The 16,114-nt window shown below is 43.1% G+C and carries 13 protein-coding genes and 1 pseudogene; 7 read left to right on the forward strand and 7 right to left on the reverse strand.

The features are described from left to right. Positions 1–385: 385 nt before the first annotated feature. Together KZ793_RS00400 and KZ793_RS00405 are read left to right on the forward strand one after the other, a co-directional pair. Positions 386–1,087 (forward strand): helix-turn-helix transcriptional regulator, encoded by a 702-nt coding sequence (locus tag KZ793_RS00400; RefSeq protein ID WP_225812530.1) that lies wholly within the window; start codon positions 386–388, stop codon positions 1,085–1,087. 146 nt (positions 1,088–1,233) lie between these two features. Then, the gene (locus tag KZ793_RS00405; RefSeq protein ID WP_225812532.1) at positions 1,234–2,142 is read left to right on the forward strand and encodes a pyridoxal-phosphate dependent enzyme; all 909 of its coding nucleotides are present in this window, start codon (positions 1,234–1,236) and stop codon (positions 2,140–2,142) included. 117 nt (positions 2,143–2,259) lie between these two features. On the opposite strand, the gene KZ793_RS00410 is transcribed toward KZ793_RS00405, so the two are convergent. Together KZ793_RS00410 and KZ793_RS00415 are read right to left on the reverse strand one after the other, a co-directional pair. Then, positions 2,260–3,129, reverse strand: a complete 870-nt coding sequence (locus tag KZ793_RS00410) for a hypothetical protein (protein WP_225812534.1) — start codon at positions 3,127–3,129, stop codon at positions 2,260–2,262. A gap of 123 nt (positions 3,130–3,252) precedes the next feature. Next, positions 3,253–3,948, reverse strand: a complete 696-nt coding sequence (locus tag KZ793_RS00415) for a helix-turn-helix transcriptional regulator (RefSeq protein ID WP_225812536.1) — start codon at positions 3,946–3,948, stop codon at positions 3,253–3,255. 183 nt (positions 3,949–4,131) lie between these two features. Here KZ793_RS00415 and KZ793_RS00420 point away from each other — a divergent pair, with 183 nt between their 5' ends. The 3 genes from KZ793_RS00420 (at position 4,132) to KZ793_RS00430 (ending at position 7,433) form a co-directional block, all read left to right on the forward strand. Continuing rightward, entirely contained in the window at positions 4,132–5,022 is an 891-nt protein-coding gene (locus KZ793_RS00420; protein WP_225812538.1) for an N-acyl homoserine lactonase, read from the forward strand. Between the two features lie 513 nt (positions 5,023–5,535). Continuing rightward, the gene (locus tag KZ793_RS00425; RefSeq protein ID WP_225812540.1) at positions 5,536–6,327 is read left to right on the forward strand and encodes a tail fiber protein; all 792 of its coding nucleotides are present in this window, start codon (positions 5,536–5,538) and stop codon (positions 6,325–6,327) included. A 62-nt stretch (positions 6,328–6,389) separates the two neighbouring features. Further along, complete coding sequence (locus KZ793_RS00430; RefSeq protein ID WP_225812542.1) at positions 6,390–7,433, forward strand: fucose-binding lectin II; 1,044 nt, start codon at positions 6,390–6,392, stop codon at positions 7,431–7,433. Between the two features lie 68 nt (positions 7,434–7,501). Here the strand turns inward: KZ793_RS00430 and KZ793_RS00435 are convergent, their stop codons facing one another. Next, a complete protein-coding gene (locus tag KZ793_RS00435) occupies positions 7,502–7,753 on the reverse strand; it encodes a type II toxin-antitoxin system prevent-host-death family antitoxin (RefSeq protein WP_225812605.1) in 252 nt (83 codons plus the stop codon). Between the two features lie 296 nt (positions 7,754–8,049). Here KZ793_RS00435 and KZ793_RS00440 point away from each other — a divergent pair. Next, a pseudogene (locus KZ793_RS00440) lies at positions 8,050–8,157 on the forward strand (type II toxin-antitoxin system RelE/ParE family toxin); the annotation flags it as partial. Then, a complete protein-coding gene (locus KZ793_RS00445) occupies positions 8,157–8,447 on the forward strand; it encodes a HigA family addiction module antitoxin (protein WP_225812544.1) in 291 nt (96 codons plus the stop codon). The pseudogene KZ793_RS00440 and the gene KZ793_RS00445, both read left to right, overlap by 1 nt. A 149-nt stretch (positions 8,448–8,596) precedes the next feature. On the opposite strand, the gene mukB is transcribed toward KZ793_RS00445, so the two are convergent. The 4 genes from mukB to cmoM are packed head-to-tail and all read right to left on the reverse strand — an operon-like array spanning position 8,597 to position 15,857. Then, positions 8,597–13,045: a chromosome partition protein MukB gene (gene mukB, locus KZ793_RS00450; protein ID WP_225812546.1), complete on the reverse strand. Its 4,449-nt coding sequence runs from the start codon at positions 13,043–13,045 to the stop codon at positions 8,597–8,599. Beyond that, entirely contained in the window at positions 13,042–13,764 is a 723-nt protein-coding gene (gene mukE / locus KZ793_RS00455) for a chromosome partition protein MukE (protein ID WP_225812548.1), read from the reverse strand. The genes mukB and mukE overlap by 4 nt, the downstream gene beginning before the upstream one ends. Continuing rightward, positions 13,745–15,067 (reverse strand): chromosome partition protein MukF, encoded by a 1,323-nt coding sequence (gene mukF, locus KZ793_RS00460; RefSeq protein ID WP_225812551.1) that lies wholly within the window; start codon positions 15,065–15,067, stop codon positions 13,745–13,747. The genes mukE and mukF overlap by 20 nt, the downstream gene beginning before the upstream one ends. A gap of 10 nt (positions 15,068–15,077) precedes the next feature. Continuing rightward, the gene (gene cmoM / locus KZ793_RS00465; RefSeq protein WP_011145927.1) at positions 15,078–15,857 is read right to left on the reverse strand and encodes a tRNA uridine 5-oxyacetic acid(34) methyltransferase CmoM; all 780 of its coding nucleotides are present in this window, start codon (positions 15,855–15,857) and stop codon (positions 15,078–15,080) included. Positions 15,858–16,114: the final 257 nt, after the last annotated feature.

Below are 16,114 nucleotides of genomic sequence, written 5' to 3' on the forward strand. Positions count from 1 at the left end.
TGCCGTTTTATAAAGGCTAATCTGATATACAAGATAGCTATCTCGATATTAAGCAGTTGCAAGAATCGCCGATTTTGATTAATTCAATAATTTATAATGGCACTTTCTTAAAAAGAAAGTGCCATTATATCAAGGGGATTCTGGATAGTGCCCTCTTTTAACGAATCCCGGTCAACTAGGCATTTCATCACCAAACCATATCGCGACTGGGAGTTCCAGTTCGCCCCATCACACCTTCCGACCAGCTCATGCAGCCCATTGCTTTAGGTTGCGCTTTGCCGGTTTTTCAGTTTTACATTCGATGATTTTTTAAATCAACAATTTGTTGACCAAAAGGTCTTTTATTGATATTTTGTTCAACATTATGTTTAATAATGGCTGTATTATGACCGTATCTGATAAACAAAATTATGCCCAAGATATGATTAACATACTGTCGGCAACTGTACGCGCACTGGGTAGTGTACTGGCCGGCAATACCGAAATTGTCCTTCATGACCTGCGAAATCCGGCCTTTTCAATAACTGAAATTGCTAACGCAGGTGTCACTGGGCGCAAAAAAGGCGATTCGGTGCTGGCTGGTATGCGGACTGATCGCGCATTTATCAGTGCAATGGAGAACAAAAATGAACCCGTGTCTTTATTGCTGGATTACGAAACGCTCACCCGCGACGGAAAAGCGTTGCGAAGCAGCACCGCTCTTTACCGCGATCGCACCGGTAAACCTTACGCTGCACTCTGCATCAATGTGGATAACTCCGGCATTGATGAGGCACTCAGGCTTCTCCAGTCACTGGCAGGTATTCGACCAGACGTGCAACCAGCCATGCAGGAAGACGCTTCATCTGAGGCCAGTCACGACAATATTGAAGATCTGATGCGGGACATCATCAGTACCACGACGGCTCTCAGTTCTGGCAGCCGCCGCGCGGATACCAAACGAGCCAATTTACTGGCGGTAAAGAATATGCAGGAAAAAGGCATATTCCTTATCAAAGGTGGTGTGGAGAAGGCCGCAGCTGCGCTCGGAGTCACCCGCTATACCATTTACAACTATCTCGATGAACTTAAAAGCGGTGATGGATAATGCGCCCATGCGCCATTCGTACCCATTTTTCTGACGGATTTCCGGCACGTACTACTGTTGTCGTGAGCCGTCTTGCGTTCGATCTTGATGTCGAACTGGAAGTTTAGGCACTGGCCTGAGCCCCCGAAATTTACGGAGTTAACCACATGTCTTTGAGTATCAATACTCCTCTGCTGGAGTCACTGCCATTGGGCCGCCTGAATAAGACCCGCGTCTGGATGAAGATGGAGGCAATGCAGCCATCCGGCTCATTTAAGATCCGTGGAGTTGGTCATGCCTGCGAGCAGCATTATGCCCGTGGTGCACGCCGATTCATTTCTTCTTCTGGCGGAAATGCAGGTCTGGCCGTTGCTTATGCCGGGCGCAAACTGGGGATACCCGTCATTGTTGTTGTACCCGAGTCAACATCAGAGCGCGCACGTCATCTGCTGGGGCTGGAAGGGGCTGATGTCAGAGTACACGGGAAAACCTGGGTAGAAGCGAATGAACTGGCTCTGTCACTACTGAACAATGATGATGCGTTTATTCATCCTTTCGACGATCCGCTTATCTGGGAAGGTCATGCATCAATGATCGACGAAGTGGTGGCCGAAGGTTTGCGTCCTGATGCGGTAATCCTCTCCGTCGGAGGTGGCGGTCTTCTTTCAGGGGTTGATGCTGGCCTTCGCCGCAACGATCTGGATATCCCTGTCTTCGCGGTTGAGACGAGCGGGATGTCATCTTTCCGCGCTGCATTACAGGCTGGTCACCCGGTATCACTGCCTGAACTGACGGGGGTAGCGACTTCCCTGGGGGCTCGTCAGGTGTGCCAACAGGCATTTAACCTCGTGAGTGAGAGAGAAATTATTTCCTTAACGGTGAGTGATAAACAGGCGGTGGATGCCTGCCTAGCCTTCCTAGATGACCACCGTACTCTGGTTGAACCGGCATGTGGGGCATCTCTTGCCGTTCTCTATGATCAGCAAATCGATGTCAGTGAAATGAAAAACGTGCTGGTCATTGTTTGTGGTGGTTCAACGGCTACTACGACATCTCTGCAAGGTTTCCGGGGCTAATAACATCTATTGCGCCATCCGTGGCGCATTTTTTTATTTTCTACTCATTAATACCGTAAAATAAATGGCCGTCGCGATGCATCTGAAATCCATAGGGTATATAACTAAAATATTACATTACTGATTCACAACTTGATCTTTAGGGTCAAATGTAAATACAGCATCTGTTGCCTGTTTTACATTTACACCTTTAGGTAATTTGATTTTAACAATAGGTAAAAATTTACCTGTTGCATCTTTATAATCACGTTGATCTTTTTGTGCATTAACTAAACCTGCATTTTCTGAATAAAAAAGGGCTTCAATAGGTAATGTTTGTGGCTTATTCTCATCCCAAGGTTGAACGACTATCTCATTATAATTTAAACCATTACCATGATAAGGCATTGCAAGTAATGTTTGATAAAAAGCATCTGCTGGGTTTTTAGCCGTCGGTCTAACATCAAATGCACAGATTCCCCATGCAGATTTTCTTGCAATAGCTTTATTTAATTGATGAGCGGTGAAAACACCAAAATCTTGGCATGATTTCGCATCTGAAGGTTTAGGCGGTGCACCACAATAATTTCCCTGACGCCCCCAAGTATTTGCATCAAGAACATAGGAGCATAATACAGGAACTTTAACCTTATCTTTAGGGGCCATCTGTTCAGGAAAAAGAATAAAACCATTAACGCTAGCAAATGTATTGCCAAATTTAGAATCTTTTCTTAAATATGAAAAAGAAACTCCATTATTTTTTATAGAAGATGGATTTAACTTCCAAAAGTTAAATCCAGGACGAGTCCCTCTCATCAAAACGCCAGAGCAAAGAAAAGCAGGTGATTGAGCATCACCACAATCTTTAACGGTATTATTATATTGTTGGGTTAATATACTCGCAATATCATTTTGTACCTCAGTTTCATTTTCCGCTTGAGTGAAAGCAAAAGTATTTGCTGAAAAAAAGACAATACTAAGGAGCAAACCTACGATAGGCTTTTTCATAAAATCCTCACTTAATTTAAAGTGTATTAATTGAAATTAAATTATTCCTCATTCACTGCCTAGTAGAGTTTTTCACTGTTTTGTTTATATCACAACTATCAGATTTGATAGTAAAACAAGGCTTCATAATTCTATTTGGCCATTTTCAATGGCCTTTATTATGGCTGCACCTCTAGAGTTAACATTAAATTTTTCTCTAATTTTTTTAAAATGAAAATTAACATTTGCTTCTGAGCAATTAAGTATGCGTGATATCTCCCATGTTGTTTTGCCAATTAAATACCAAGAACAAACTTCTTTTTCTCTTTCACTTAATTTAATGTTGTTTTTTTTGTTCTTTAAAATAATTAAATAATGTAGTATTATATCTCTTAATGCCATTAGTTGATTGAAATTTTTATTTATTGTCCTTGTATAATCATCTTCTTTGCAATAAAAAGATAAAGTTAAAATTCCAAAATCATGATTAATACCATGCATAGGAAAAGATATGCCATGGTTTATGCCATAATCTTTAATTTCATGTAAAAAAAGTGATTTTTCTTCTAGTTTATTGCAATCCCATATGAAAGGGATAGTGTTTTTTATGCAATATTCAAAAATGGGATTGTTATTGATATATTTTTCTTTCTGATATGTTAAGGCTAATTGATCATTATTGGTAATGAAATTTGCTTCTTTAATATTATTTTTAGTTGAAGAGTAAAAGAGAGAGTACCATTCTATATCAGTAATAGATTGAATGGTTTTAATAACAAAATGAAGATCATTAAATTCCTCAACAACACAATCTGAATAAAATTCATACAAGTCAATCATAGTTCAACCTGGGTATTGTTAAATATTTCAAAATGTTAATACTAAGATTAGTCCAATAATTGACTAGAACAACTATCAAATCTGATAGTTGTGATATAAACAAAACAGTGAAAAACTCTACTAGGCAGTGAATGAGGAATAATTTAATTTCAATTAATACACTTTAAATTAAGTGAGGATTTTATGAAAAAGCCTATCGTAGGTTTGCTCCTTAGTATTGTCTTTTTTTCAGCAAATACTTTTGCTTTCACTCAAACGGAAAATAAAACCGAGGTACAAAATAATATTGCGAGTATATTAACCCAACAATATAATAATATCGTTAAAGATTGTGGTGATGCTCAATCACCTGCTTTTCTTTGCTCTGGCATTATATTGCGTGGCACTATACATTCAAATAATCATAAATTTTGGCAACCTAGCCCATCATCTATAAAAAGTGGTGGTGTTTCTTTTTCCTATTTAAGGAAAGACGCTAAGTTTAAACGCTTAGCTTATGGCTATAAAAATGGATTTATTGTTTTTCCTGAACATATAGCACCTAAAGATAGCGTCGATTTTTCTGTATTGTGTGCATTTCCTATTGATGGCTATACAAATGAGAGAACGAATAAAGGCTGTGGTGAAAATATTACTAAGGCGACAGGTAAAGGTAAATCTTGCCAAGAACAAAATGTGATGAATTCCGATGATTGGATAAAAAATTATAGGAAAGTAAACTCTCAAGATCTTTTTCAATGTGGATTTAATGTTACTAAAGATGTAAATAATCCAGCTATAGCTTTCTATCAAATGTTAGAAAGTATCAAAAAACTTCCACGTACTCCGAATACGCCACCAAAACAGAATGAAATCAGAATGTCAACCTGGGAAGAAAATGATCCTAGTAAATTACCTATTGAAGCCCTTTTTTATTCAGAAAATTCAGGTTTAGCTGATGCACAAACAGATCAGCGTGATTATAAAAACGCAACAGGTAAATTTTTGCCTATTGTTAAAATGCTACTACCAAGAACTTTAAATGAAGATGCATTATTCAAATTTAATATTGAAGATCAAGTTATTAAGCCATAAACGATTATTGGATTACTGTAAGCTCTATTTTTCATACTGAGCTTACCTGTAATCCACCTTCGCTCTTCGTGATGAAACAGAACTCCACTTTGACATCCTCTTCACCCTAAAGAGGGTGTCGCAAAAGGCCAGCATTGAAAATAAAACCAATCCACTTATCCCAAGCAATAAAAACAACCCTATTCATTATCCCCGATCTGTCATACTTAAAATTGAACAACCAGAGAAAATAAACATCAGATAACAATCTCTGTTATTAATTGATGTTGCGTCTAAAAATCCCCCGCCCATAATTGTTTTGTTTCACGAAAAATTATTTAAATAACGATTGATTAAATTTTTAAATATAAACAATAACATCTATAAATCATGTTATTGCGGTAGCTATACTTTTCAATAAAAACCAAGTAATAAACGCTTTTTATATTTTAAATGCAAATAGTAAATAAAGGAAAAAATCATCAATTTCATTGATAAACAAAACAACCCAATATCATATACAAGGTGATAAAAATGGAAAAAAAATATAACCGATCCACTTCAGAATCCAACACAGAGCTTACCAATACTCTGGATCGCCATACAGTTGGTAAAACGCCCGATCGGACTGATAATCCACATTCAGCACGAAAACCAGGTGATGACTATACACAAGCAATAAAAATTAACCCTAACGGCGGCTTAAAAGTAGATAAAGATGGACTAAATGTAAAAGCGGGTAATGGTATTAAAGTAGACAGTAACGGTATCAGTATTGATCCCAATAATATGCTGCCAAAAGGAATGATTATGATGTTCTCCGGTATGGATGCTCCTACAGGCTGGGCTTTTTGTGATGGTAATAATGGAACCCCAGATTTAAGAAGTCGTTTTGTCATGTGCGGTGAAACTCTTTCTGAAACAGGGCAAAGCAGTAGTAAAGCTAATGGTAGTGGTGCCGAAAAAAGCTTTCCCAAAAATACAACATCAACAACAGTCTCTGTAAATGTTACTGTGGAAAATACAATATTAACAGAGTCACAAATACCTAGTCATAAACATATTGGGGGTATGTCTTATTGCTTCTGGACTGGAATGAAATATGGTTATAGCCATTATCCCCGAACCGAATTTCAAATAGATATTAGCCGTGATAGCTCAATATGGCAGAAACCTACAATAGGATCTAATCTTTATGCCAACACATCAAACACAGGAGGAGGACAAGGACATAACCACCCGGCAACGGCATCGTCTCTTGCACATGATCATAGTGTTGATATTATTCCACCTTATTATTTATTGGCTTTTATTATGAAACTTTAATTCCATTTCACCAAAAAGATTTAAATTATCTCTTATTTTCTAACCACAAAGGATACATAACAATGAATATATCTAGTTATTTCTTCCTAAATGAAGAGAACATTAAGTTCAATAATCAATGTTTAAATACATACATGGATTATCCCCAACCCATCGGTAAAGATTGGCCCAACCTGCCTACCGGGTTCCAAAGATATATTGACGATGTTATTAATTTAAATGGTTTTTTATATTTTTTTAAAGGTTCACTATATCTTAAATTCGATATCGAGAAAGCACAGGTCGTTGACGGCCCAAACTTCATTATAGATGGCTGGCCTGGATTAAAAGGAACAGAACTTGAAAATGGAATAGATGCAGCCATAGAATTGACCACCAACACCGTTTGTTTCTTTAAAGGTAGACATTGCATAGATTACACCATCGATTTACACACAGTTAAGATAAGTACTATTTCAGACCGGTGGGGAATGACAGAGGAATATGAAAAATTTAGTAGCAATCTGGATGCTATTATTTCATGGCCAGATATCGATGGAAATTTTATTTATTTTTTCAAAGGTGATTCTTTTATTCGGTTCGACCCAAATTTGAATGCACTTGATGCCGGGCCTATCATTATCTCCAGCGATAATAATGGTTGGAGAGGATTAGCCTTCAAAAATGTTCAAGCGGCAGTATCGGTCGACACTGATTTATTAGGCAGTCACCGAGACAATAATGGAGGCAATAGTAAAGTCTGTAATGGAACATGTGGTACTAATGATACGGGTAAATATTGTTTCAAGTTACCTCAAAGTATTAGATTCGGCCTGATAGCCTACGCTAATACAAATATTTCGCAAACTGTAAAAGTATATATTGATGATCTTCTGGTAGATACATTAACCGGTAAAGGTCAAAATAATCTCATAGCGACTAAAGCCTACACATCAGGTACAGGCAAAATCTGTATTGAGATTGCAGGAGATGGCAAACCATGCAAACTTCGTTATTTCGATAATACATTTGATGGAAATCCGGGAACAGCTATTATCGGTGCTGAAAATGGTACCAATAGTCATTACAATGATAGCGTGGTGTTCTTGAATTGGCCTCTGACATAAACTAAAAATACTTGCTAGATTAGAATAATTATTGCGCCACCCTTGGCGCATTTTCTTTATTAACGCGTTTATTTATCTGACTGCCTTTCCTGCAAACTCCCACCACTCACCTGCTCTAATGATTTAAGTAAATGTTTTGCATTAGCTGATGATCGTAATAAATAAGCGGTTTCTTCAAGACTTGCATATTCTGAACTTGAAATAATGACACAATCTCCACCGTTTTGTCTGGTGATCAATATTGGCGCACCATCCTGAAAGGCTTGATCCATAATTAAAGCAAGATTTCCCTTTGCAACGCTATACCCTTCATCTTTCAAGCTGCTGCTTTGTTGGCTGCTTTCACTCACCCCAGTCACATAGTTATCTATGCTCCTGGGGATTCGTTCACTTGCCGCCTCGCTGCAACTCGAAATCTATTAGGTATATATGTTGTCTTCCGCATAATATGTCCTTTTCCCGTATCAATAATACCGAATCTTAATAAGCAGAAAATAATGGTACAATTTTTCAAGCTAAATATCTATTGCGCCATCCATTTTCCTCATTAACCCGGTTTAATCCCCCACCAAGGCGTTATTATTGTGGCAATATAATGGGGCAACTCATTCGCGGAGGAGATCGAAAAGGTATTTGGGCGGTAAGCGTATCGGGTAACTGGAGATTAACTTTCGAATTTAACGATGGTGATGTTTATATACTGAACTACGAGGACTATCATTAATGACTAAACGTATGCCACCCCATCCGGGGCGCTATATCTCTGACGAGATGGAGCACTTAAATATTAGTCTTAGAGCGCTTGCACGTGCGCTGGATGTCTCACCGTCAACTATTGGGCGTGTTGTTGAAGGTAACGCGGCAGTAACGCCAGGAATGGCGGTTCGTTTAGCCAGCGTGATCGGCAGTACGCCGGAAATGTGGCTGAGACTCCAGGAAGCGTATAGCTTGGCACAAGTTAAACAGGAAATAGATTTAACTCGTCTAACTCCCCTGTTTACACCAGCACCTTAACATGGCAGCAAGCTCCGTCTGGTGAACGGAGCTGAATTAAAACAGAGTGCCAGATAAAAAACCCGCACTTTGTCAATAATCTATTGCGCCATCCGTGGCGCACTTTCTTTATTTTCCCAACTTATAATGACCGTAAACCATCCATTTAATTAAGCGATAGCATCTGAAATCAATTGAGTTGCCGGAACATCCTGCCCAAATCCTCGCAGCCCAACCACATGAACATGTTCGTGGTTGTTAAATACTTTACGCACCAGTTTATAGGTGGTCCCTTTTTCAGGGCTGATATTTTCAGGCGCGGCGATAATTAACTGCATTTGTAGGCGTTCGCATAATTCAAATAAGGTCGCGATAGATTTGGCATCCAGACGCGCCGCTTCATCAAGGAATAACAACCGACAAGGGGAAATATCTTTACCACGCAGACGGCGGGATTCCTCTTCCCAACTCTGCACCACCATCACCAGAATCGACATGCCGGTCCCAATCGCTTCACCGGTCGATAACGCCCCACTCTCTGCTTTTAACCAGCCATCAGATCCACGGTTAACTTCAACGTCCAGTTCCAAGTAGTTGCGATAATCCAGCAACTCTTCACCTATGGTTTGCGGCAAGCGCTGCCCCATATCTACTTGCGGATTCAGGCGCTGATACAGTTTTGCCATTGCCTCCGAGAAGGTTAATCGCTGGCTGTTAAATAGATCCTGATGCTGTTCCTGCTGTTCAGAAAGCACATCCAGCAATATCGCGTGGCTTTCACGCACGTTTACATTCAACCGCACACCACGAACTTGTCCGAAGGAGACCGCTTGTAATCCCTGATTTAGCATTCGGATACGGTTCTGTTCACGCTGAATGGTTTTGCGGATGATATTCGCCACACTTTTTGAACTGATAGCCAATTTTTGCTCACGAGCAGTCAGCTCTTCTGTCAAACGGGCCAGCTCGATTTCCATCTGTTCAATGGCATCAACCGGATCGTCAGTGCGGATAATATCTTGACGAATGCGTTCACGCAGGTGCTGATAAACAGCAATAAAGAACTGAATTTTACGTTCAGGGCGTTTTGGATCTTCGGATAAACGCAGCGCATCGCGTAGATGTTCGTTATCAGCTACTGCCAGACGCAATGCACCCAGTGCTTTATCCGACATGGAGCGTAATGCGCCCCCCTCCATATACGCCAGTTCACGACGATGCAGACGACGCTCAACACCGTTGTCTTTCACCATGCGCATCACTGAGCACCAACCCGCTTTGGCAGAAACCACCTGCTCACGGATTTGATAGTAATCGCGTTCCAGTTTACGCAGCTTTTTCTGCAAGCTTTCCATTTCCGCTTCGCAAAAGGCAATCTGCTTCTCAAGCTGATTGACTCTGGAACGGTTAGCGCTAAGCGCTTCATGCAGGTGATCCCGACGTTCACGAGCACGCGCTTCTGCATTAGCATCTGCCTGAACACCGAGAGCTTTCATCTCCTGTTGCAACTCTTTCAGCATATCCTGTTTGGTTTCGTAAGAACTTTTCAGGGATGCCAGCACTTGGTTAAATTGGGAATATTGCGCTTGCTGTTGACGCAGTTGTTCGCGGGCGCGGCTGCGGTCCGATTCTGCATGTTCCAGACGCTGACGCAGTTTGTCATTCAGATCCGCATTTTCGTTGAGCATACCGGCAGAATCGCTGTAGCTAAAATGCGCACGACGCTGTACCATTTCCACCAGCGTAAAAGCCCGTTGTTTAGCTTGATGCTGGTTCTGTTTGGCGGTTTCATAATCCTGTTGCAACTGTTGATGCTGCTGTGGATCGCTTTGCAGAACAGCAACCATCGGTTCCAGCTTCACCAGTGCCGAACCATGCCGTTGCAAGAAACGGGCGGCTTCTTGCGCTTCATCCAATTCTTCACGTATTTCTTCTACGCGATCGATTAAGGTTTCATCCAACAGTAATGTGATTTGGGGGAGCAAACGATTTAATGCGGTCAGGCTCTCTTTAGCCTGAGTATATTGCTGGCGCTGTTGTTGAGTCTGCTCTTCAAACCGGGATAGCTCCCGCTCTAAGTCTGTACGCTGCTGTTTCAGTTCGCGGATTTCCGCTTCTGGATCGGTATCAAATGCGACAGAGAGGTGTTTACCGACAAACTGACTGAACGACTGATGCGCACGCTGGATTTTCTGCACATCAAAAGAGAGCGTGGCATAACGCTCTGCCAAAGTGTCACGTTCCAAATTCAAAGTTTCTAAACGGTTTTCTCTGGCAGCACGACCAAACAGCGGCAATTCAGGATAACGAGAATAACGCCACTGGCGGTCAGAGGATTTGACTAATACCGCACTTTCTTGCTCTTCGGCATTAAATACGCTGTCATCAAAAGATTGCGGATCTCCTTCAATTAAATAGAGATCTTCCGGGCAATCTTCCAGCGTTTCAAGCTGTGGACGCACCAAAGAGAGATCTGGCACTACAATGCCGTGGCGGGCAGGCCCATACAGGGCGGAGAAGTACGGTGCATCATCAATGGTGATATCGTCATAAATTTCTGACAGCAAAACCCCACCGAAACGTTCCGCCAACGCAATCATTCGGCTGTCTTCCGCACCACTTGGCTGACTGAGACGCTCGATTTGCTTTTCCAACTCACGTTTCTGTGCGGCAACTTCATCACGCTCTACCGTGGCTTCACGCTCACGCTCAAGCAACTGCTGCATATATTCGGTCACGTCATTGCTGCTTGCCAGTGTTTCACCACTCTGTTCGCACAGTTGATGCAAGGTATCCTGTGCAGCCAACCAAACCGGCGCACGAGCAGTCAATGACTGAATTTTCTGTTTCAGTTGTTCAAGCGTCTGACGCATCTCCATACGGCGTTCACCGCTTTCATTGACACTCAGACTCAGCGCATCTTGCCGGGCTTCAAGTTCATTTTGCAACGCTTCCAGATCTTCGGCTTGATACTGTCGCCCCTGTCGCTTACAAAACTCGCTTAATAAACTCTCAGCATCCTGTTGGTTGTTCAAACTCTGTTCCAGTTCAGCCAATCGCATCCGCAATGGCTGCACACGAGCCGCCAGATGTTGCTGTGCCGGCCAATCACGCAGCAATTCACGAGCGCTCTGCCATGCTGCACTACGGCTGATTTCACCAACCATACTTTTGACTAATTGATACGCCTGTTCGAACTGATTATGAGCCGCATCGGCAACACTTAATTTCTGTTCCAACGCCAACAGGGCTTCTGTTGCCTGTTGCTCTTTATCCTGAAAAGTTTCCAACCATGTTTCTGCATTATCAGCGGAAAGATCCGATAGCCGACACAGCTCTCGGGCGCGCTCCAGCGCCTGTAACGCCTGTTGATACTGAATGGCGCGGGTTTGCTGAACATCCAATGCCTGCTGGTAATCCGCCAACTGGCTTTTCAGCTCATCGACTTCCTGTTCTGCCGCTTCCGCTCTGGCTTCATATTCAGACTGAATTTCCGCTGCTTCTTCAACAACCTCAGTCTGCTCTTCCAAACGGTAAGAAAGCTCTTCCAGATCCCCCTGATAGCGGTCAATTTTTTCCTGCTGACGCATGGCTGTCTGCACCAGATTCAGGTGGTCACTGGCCGCCTGATGATCAGCTTCTAAATCAGTAGCGGCGCCATTCTGCTCAGCCAGTTCTCGCGCTATCTCTACATGACGATACCGCTCAGTCGCCAGTTGCCTATGGCTGCCAAACAGTTCTCCACGCAATGCTAATGCCTGATCCAGATGGGTGCGACGTTCATTGGCATGACGCATATAATCAGCAGAAACGTAAGAAGTCGCTTCGGTGATCAAATGTTTAAACAGATCGCGATCAGATTGGGTTACCCGGATAGCTTCCAGTGTTATACGGTTTTCACGCAGCGCCGCTTCCATATCCTGAAATGCTTTCCGAACCCCACTGTTTTCCGGCAGCAAGTAATCGCGCAAGGAACGGGTAATGGCGCTGGAAATACCGCCATACAGGGAAGCTTCGATCAGACGATAGAATTTACTGCGATCACTCGCTGAACGCAGGCGTTTGGGTATCACCCCCAAATCAAACATCTGCGCATGATAATCGGTGATGGAGTTAAATTGTTTGAACTGCACGCCTTCCATTTCATCAAGGCGGTCTTTCAGTTCATTTAGCGGCAATACGCGCGCCTGCCTTTCACCCACATTTTCAGTTAATAGCTGCGTAGGTTGAATAGCGGTTGGCAAGCCTTGGATCATAAAGGGTTTGATATCGACCTTACGGTCACGCCCCGCCACTTGTTGCAACCTCACCCCAACGATGACTCGCTGATGGCGAGAGTTAATCACATCTAACGTTGAGTAACAGACCCCCGCTCGCAACTTGCCGTGCAAACCCTTATCACGAGAACCGGAAGTGGCACCGGCTTCGGTGGTGTTACGGAAATGCAACAAGGTTAAATCAGGGATCAGCGCGGTGACAAAAGCTGCCATCGTGGTGGATTTACCCGCGCCATTGCCGCCTGATAAGGTGGTCACTAATTCATCAAGATCAAATGTTCTGGCAAAAAAACCATTCCAGTTAACCAGCGTCAGTGAACGAAATTTACCGCGTTCAATCATGGTTGTTCATCTCCCGCATCTTCTGCTGAGTTATCCGGTGTTTCATCATTTTCACTATCATCAAGCGATAAGCCGCCTTCAACCGGCATTGCCTCACCGTCACGGATCATCCTCAGTTGGACTTCACGAGGATCGTCGCCACTGCGTACATCCGCACCAAAACGGAATACCGCCTCAGTGATGGTAAATTTGTTGTTGTCATTTGGCAGGAAATAGACCATACCCAGACGGCGCAGCCGATTCAGCGCCGTGCGCACTTTTTCCTGCAATTTCTGTTTATCCAAATCGGAACCGGAAGAGCGCTGGTTGACAAATTTCATCAACTTGCCTTCATCGGCCAATGAGATCAGCTCTTCATACAGCTCCTGAGCAGTAAAAATCCCCTGATTAGCCAGACGTTCCGGGCTGAGATAGAGGTAACAGAGGATTTTTCCTACCATCATATCCAGCTCTGATAATACCGAGCGCGGGATTAAGGTCGTTGAACGGGGACGCAGATAGAAGAAGCCTTCCGGTGCACGGATCAACTCCACATTATAGCGGGCGTAAAATTCTTCCAATTGCTCCTGAAAATCCATCAGAAAAGCGTGATTATCAAGATCATCTATCCCGATATGACGGCCCGCGCGAAGCTGGCTGTCCAGTTCCGGGAAAAGTGAATTGGCTAACGCCTGTGCCAGTTTAACCGGCATAAATTGTTCAATATGTGTCGATGACATGTGCCTGTACCTTGGCTCCGTAATCATTAATCGCTAACCATTCCGCTGGCAACCCAGAGAAATCCGCTTCTGCAACACCCAACCGCACAGCCTGATCCACCAAAATACGCGCCACATCGAAGTGACGGGGAAGCGGATGTTGAGCAAGGTAGTCTCTTAGTACCGCCCCCAAATCCAGTGGGCGTTGCTCCTGCTGATATACCAACAGGGCTTTTTCAATCATTGCTGCCAGTTGATCGTTTATTTCACTGAATTCTTCATATTCCAGTTCTAACGGCAGTTCGCCGGTCACTTCTTCATTACGTAACGTCAATTCTTCGTCCCGCATATCTAGCAAACGTTCGGCGTTAGCAATCGTGAGGGTCCATGGGTTATCAAAATAGTGTTGAACCGATTGACGTAAGCGCTGAGAGAAAATACGGTTTTTATCCATATCAATCGCGGTACGGATAAATTTGTGAACGTGACGATCATAGCCGATCCATAAATCAATCGCCTGCTGACCCCAACTGATAATACGGTCCAATTTGCTTTGCAGATCAAATACCAGTTTATCAACCAGTTCTGATCCGCCACTGCCCATATTCGCATCCTGAATGCGCAGCAAATTGGCCTGTAGTTTATCTCCCGCCGCTTCCAGTGTGTCCTGGAGTTCCCGCAATGTCCCTGATGTTTCGGATAACAGTTGCTCACAGTTGGCAATCGCTGCCTGCCAATCTTGATTCAGCAACGCCGCGATATCTTCTTTAACCGAGCTTTGCTGCTCATCCATGACGCGCTGAGACATGTCGATGCTATCGAAGATTTCTGCAACAGAATATTTCAGCGGCGCAAAAACATTACGGTGCCAATGAAATTCATCGCCCCCTTCTTCCGCCGCCTCTGCCGCCCGGTGCAACTCATTCGCCACAATTGAAAGCTGCATAGAGAGGCGTAAGGTAGAAAACTCCCGCTGGCGAATGTAGTAGTCACTGATACTGATACCCAGCGGTGTTAAGCGATAGATTGCGTTGCCATCGGCCAGTTCACTGGTAAAACGGTTAAGCAGTTTCTGGCGCACCATGTCATTGATAGCATTATTGGCCCGCACCGCGACAGATTCCGTGGTCTGCTCAAATCCTTTGCAAACTTCACGAAAGGCATCAACCAGCTCTTCTTCGCTCATCTCGCCATCCAGACGCTCACTATTCAACACCGCGATTGCCATCAGAAAAGCCAGTCTTTCCGCGGGCAAGGAGATGGAAAAGTCGTTTTTCCTGGCCCAAGACACCAGTTCCGGGACAGTCTGGGAATATTCACTCATAATTTGTCCTTTAAACCGTTAAAGCTGGCTTACGTGCCATGACATGAATGTAACGCCCCAAACTGATATAAGGCTCCTGTCGGCAATAACGCTGCTCTAATTCCAGCAACGCCGGAAAGTTTTCATTCTGTAATTGGCGATTTTGCAAATAGTCGTGAAAAACACGCACGCCTGTTTTGCCGGTAATCGTCATATTTAATTCATCAAGCCATTGATATACCTGCTCAGGCGCCAATGGATTCTGAGGCGATAATGAACGTTTCCTGCGACGTTGTATATTGGGTGTCGCTAAATGAAAATTACCTAAAATAGCATTACGCATGACCAAACCATTGGCATTGTAAAACATTAAAGACAGAGCACCACCCGGATTAATGATATTCATTAGCACTTCTATTGCATATTTCTGATCGGTAATCCATTCAAGTACTGCATGGAATAATACCAAGTCTACCGGTTGCTCTATATATTGGCTAATTTCTTGTACCGGACTTTGTATAAATTGCATATTTTGGCTGACCCCTTTCTCTTCCGCGGCCAGCCTTGCCCTCTGGATCATCTCTTCTGATAAATCGCACAATATCACTTGATGACCCAATTCAGCTAATTGGCATGCCATATTTCCCTCTCCGCCACCCGCATCTAAAATACGTAGTGGACGTTGAGGTAATTGAGCCAGTAATTCGCTAATATCCTGCCAGACAACGGCTTGCCTGATTTTACCTTTGGTTGTGCCGTAAATATTACGAGAGAATTTGTCTGCAATATCATCGAAATTGCGATCCCGCATGAAAAACTGCCTCACTAATGGAATATACCCTTCATCTTTCAAGCTGCTGCTTTGTTGGCTGCTTTCACTCACCCCAGTCACATAGTTATCTATGCTCCTGGGGATTCGTTCACTTGCCGCCTCGCTGCAACTCGAAATCTATTAGGTATAGATCTGATTTATCTGTTGAGATTTCATTACGCTGGCTGCTATTTTGGCACAGCATTCGTTGATATAACCACTTTTGACAACAAACTGTGAACCACATGGCTACAATT

Source organism: Photorhabdus antumapuensis, assembly GCF_020387775.1.
Taxonomy (GTDB): domain Bacteria; phylum Pseudomonadota; class Gammaproteobacteria; order Enterobacterales; family Enterobacteriaceae; genus Photorhabdus; species Photorhabdus antumapuensis.

Coding starts and splice junctions, on each gene's coding strand:
- KZ793_RS00400 (WP_225812530.1), top strand. CDS start 386: ATGACCGTATCTGATAAACAAAATTATGCCCAAGATATGATTAACATA.
- KZ793_RS00405 (WP_225812532.1), top strand. CDS start 1,234: ATGTCTTTGAGTATCAATACTCCTCTGCTGGAGTCACTGCCATTGGGC.
- KZ793_RS00410 (WP_225812534.1), bottom strand. CDS start 3,129: ATGAAAAAGCCTATCGTAGGTTTGCTCCTTAGTATTGTCTTTTTTTCA.
- KZ793_RS00415 (WP_225812536.1), bottom strand. CDS start 3,948: ATGATTGACTTGTATGAATTTTATTCAGATTGTGTTGTTGAGGAATTT.
- KZ793_RS00420 (WP_225812538.1), top strand. CDS start 4,132: ATGAAAAAGCCTATCGTAGGTTTGCTCCTTAGTATTGTCTTTTTTTCA.
- KZ793_RS00425 (WP_225812540.1), top strand. CDS start 5,536: ATGGAAAAAAAATATAACCGATCCACTTCAGAATCCAACACAGAGCTT.
- KZ793_RS00430 (WP_225812542.1), top strand. CDS start 6,390: ATGAATATATCTAGTTATTTCTTCCTAAATGAAGAGAACATTAAGTTC.
- KZ793_RS00445 (WP_225812544.1), top strand. CDS start 8,157: ATGACTAAACGTATGCCACCCCATCCGGGGCGCTATATCTCTGACGAG.
- mukB (WP_225812546.1), bottom strand. CDS start 13,045: ATGATTGAACGCGGTAAATTTCGTTCACTGACGCTGGTTAACTGGAAT.
- mukE (WP_225812548.1), bottom strand. CDS start 13,764: ATGTCATCGACACATATTGAACAATTTATGCCGGTTAAACTGGCACAG.
- mukF (WP_225812551.1), bottom strand. CDS start 15,067: ATGAGTGAATATTCCCAGACTGTCCCGGAACTGGTGTCTTGGGCCAGG.
- cmoM (WP_011145927.1), bottom strand. CDS start 15,857: ATGCGGGATCGCAATTTCGATGATATTGCAGACAAATTCTCTCGTAAT.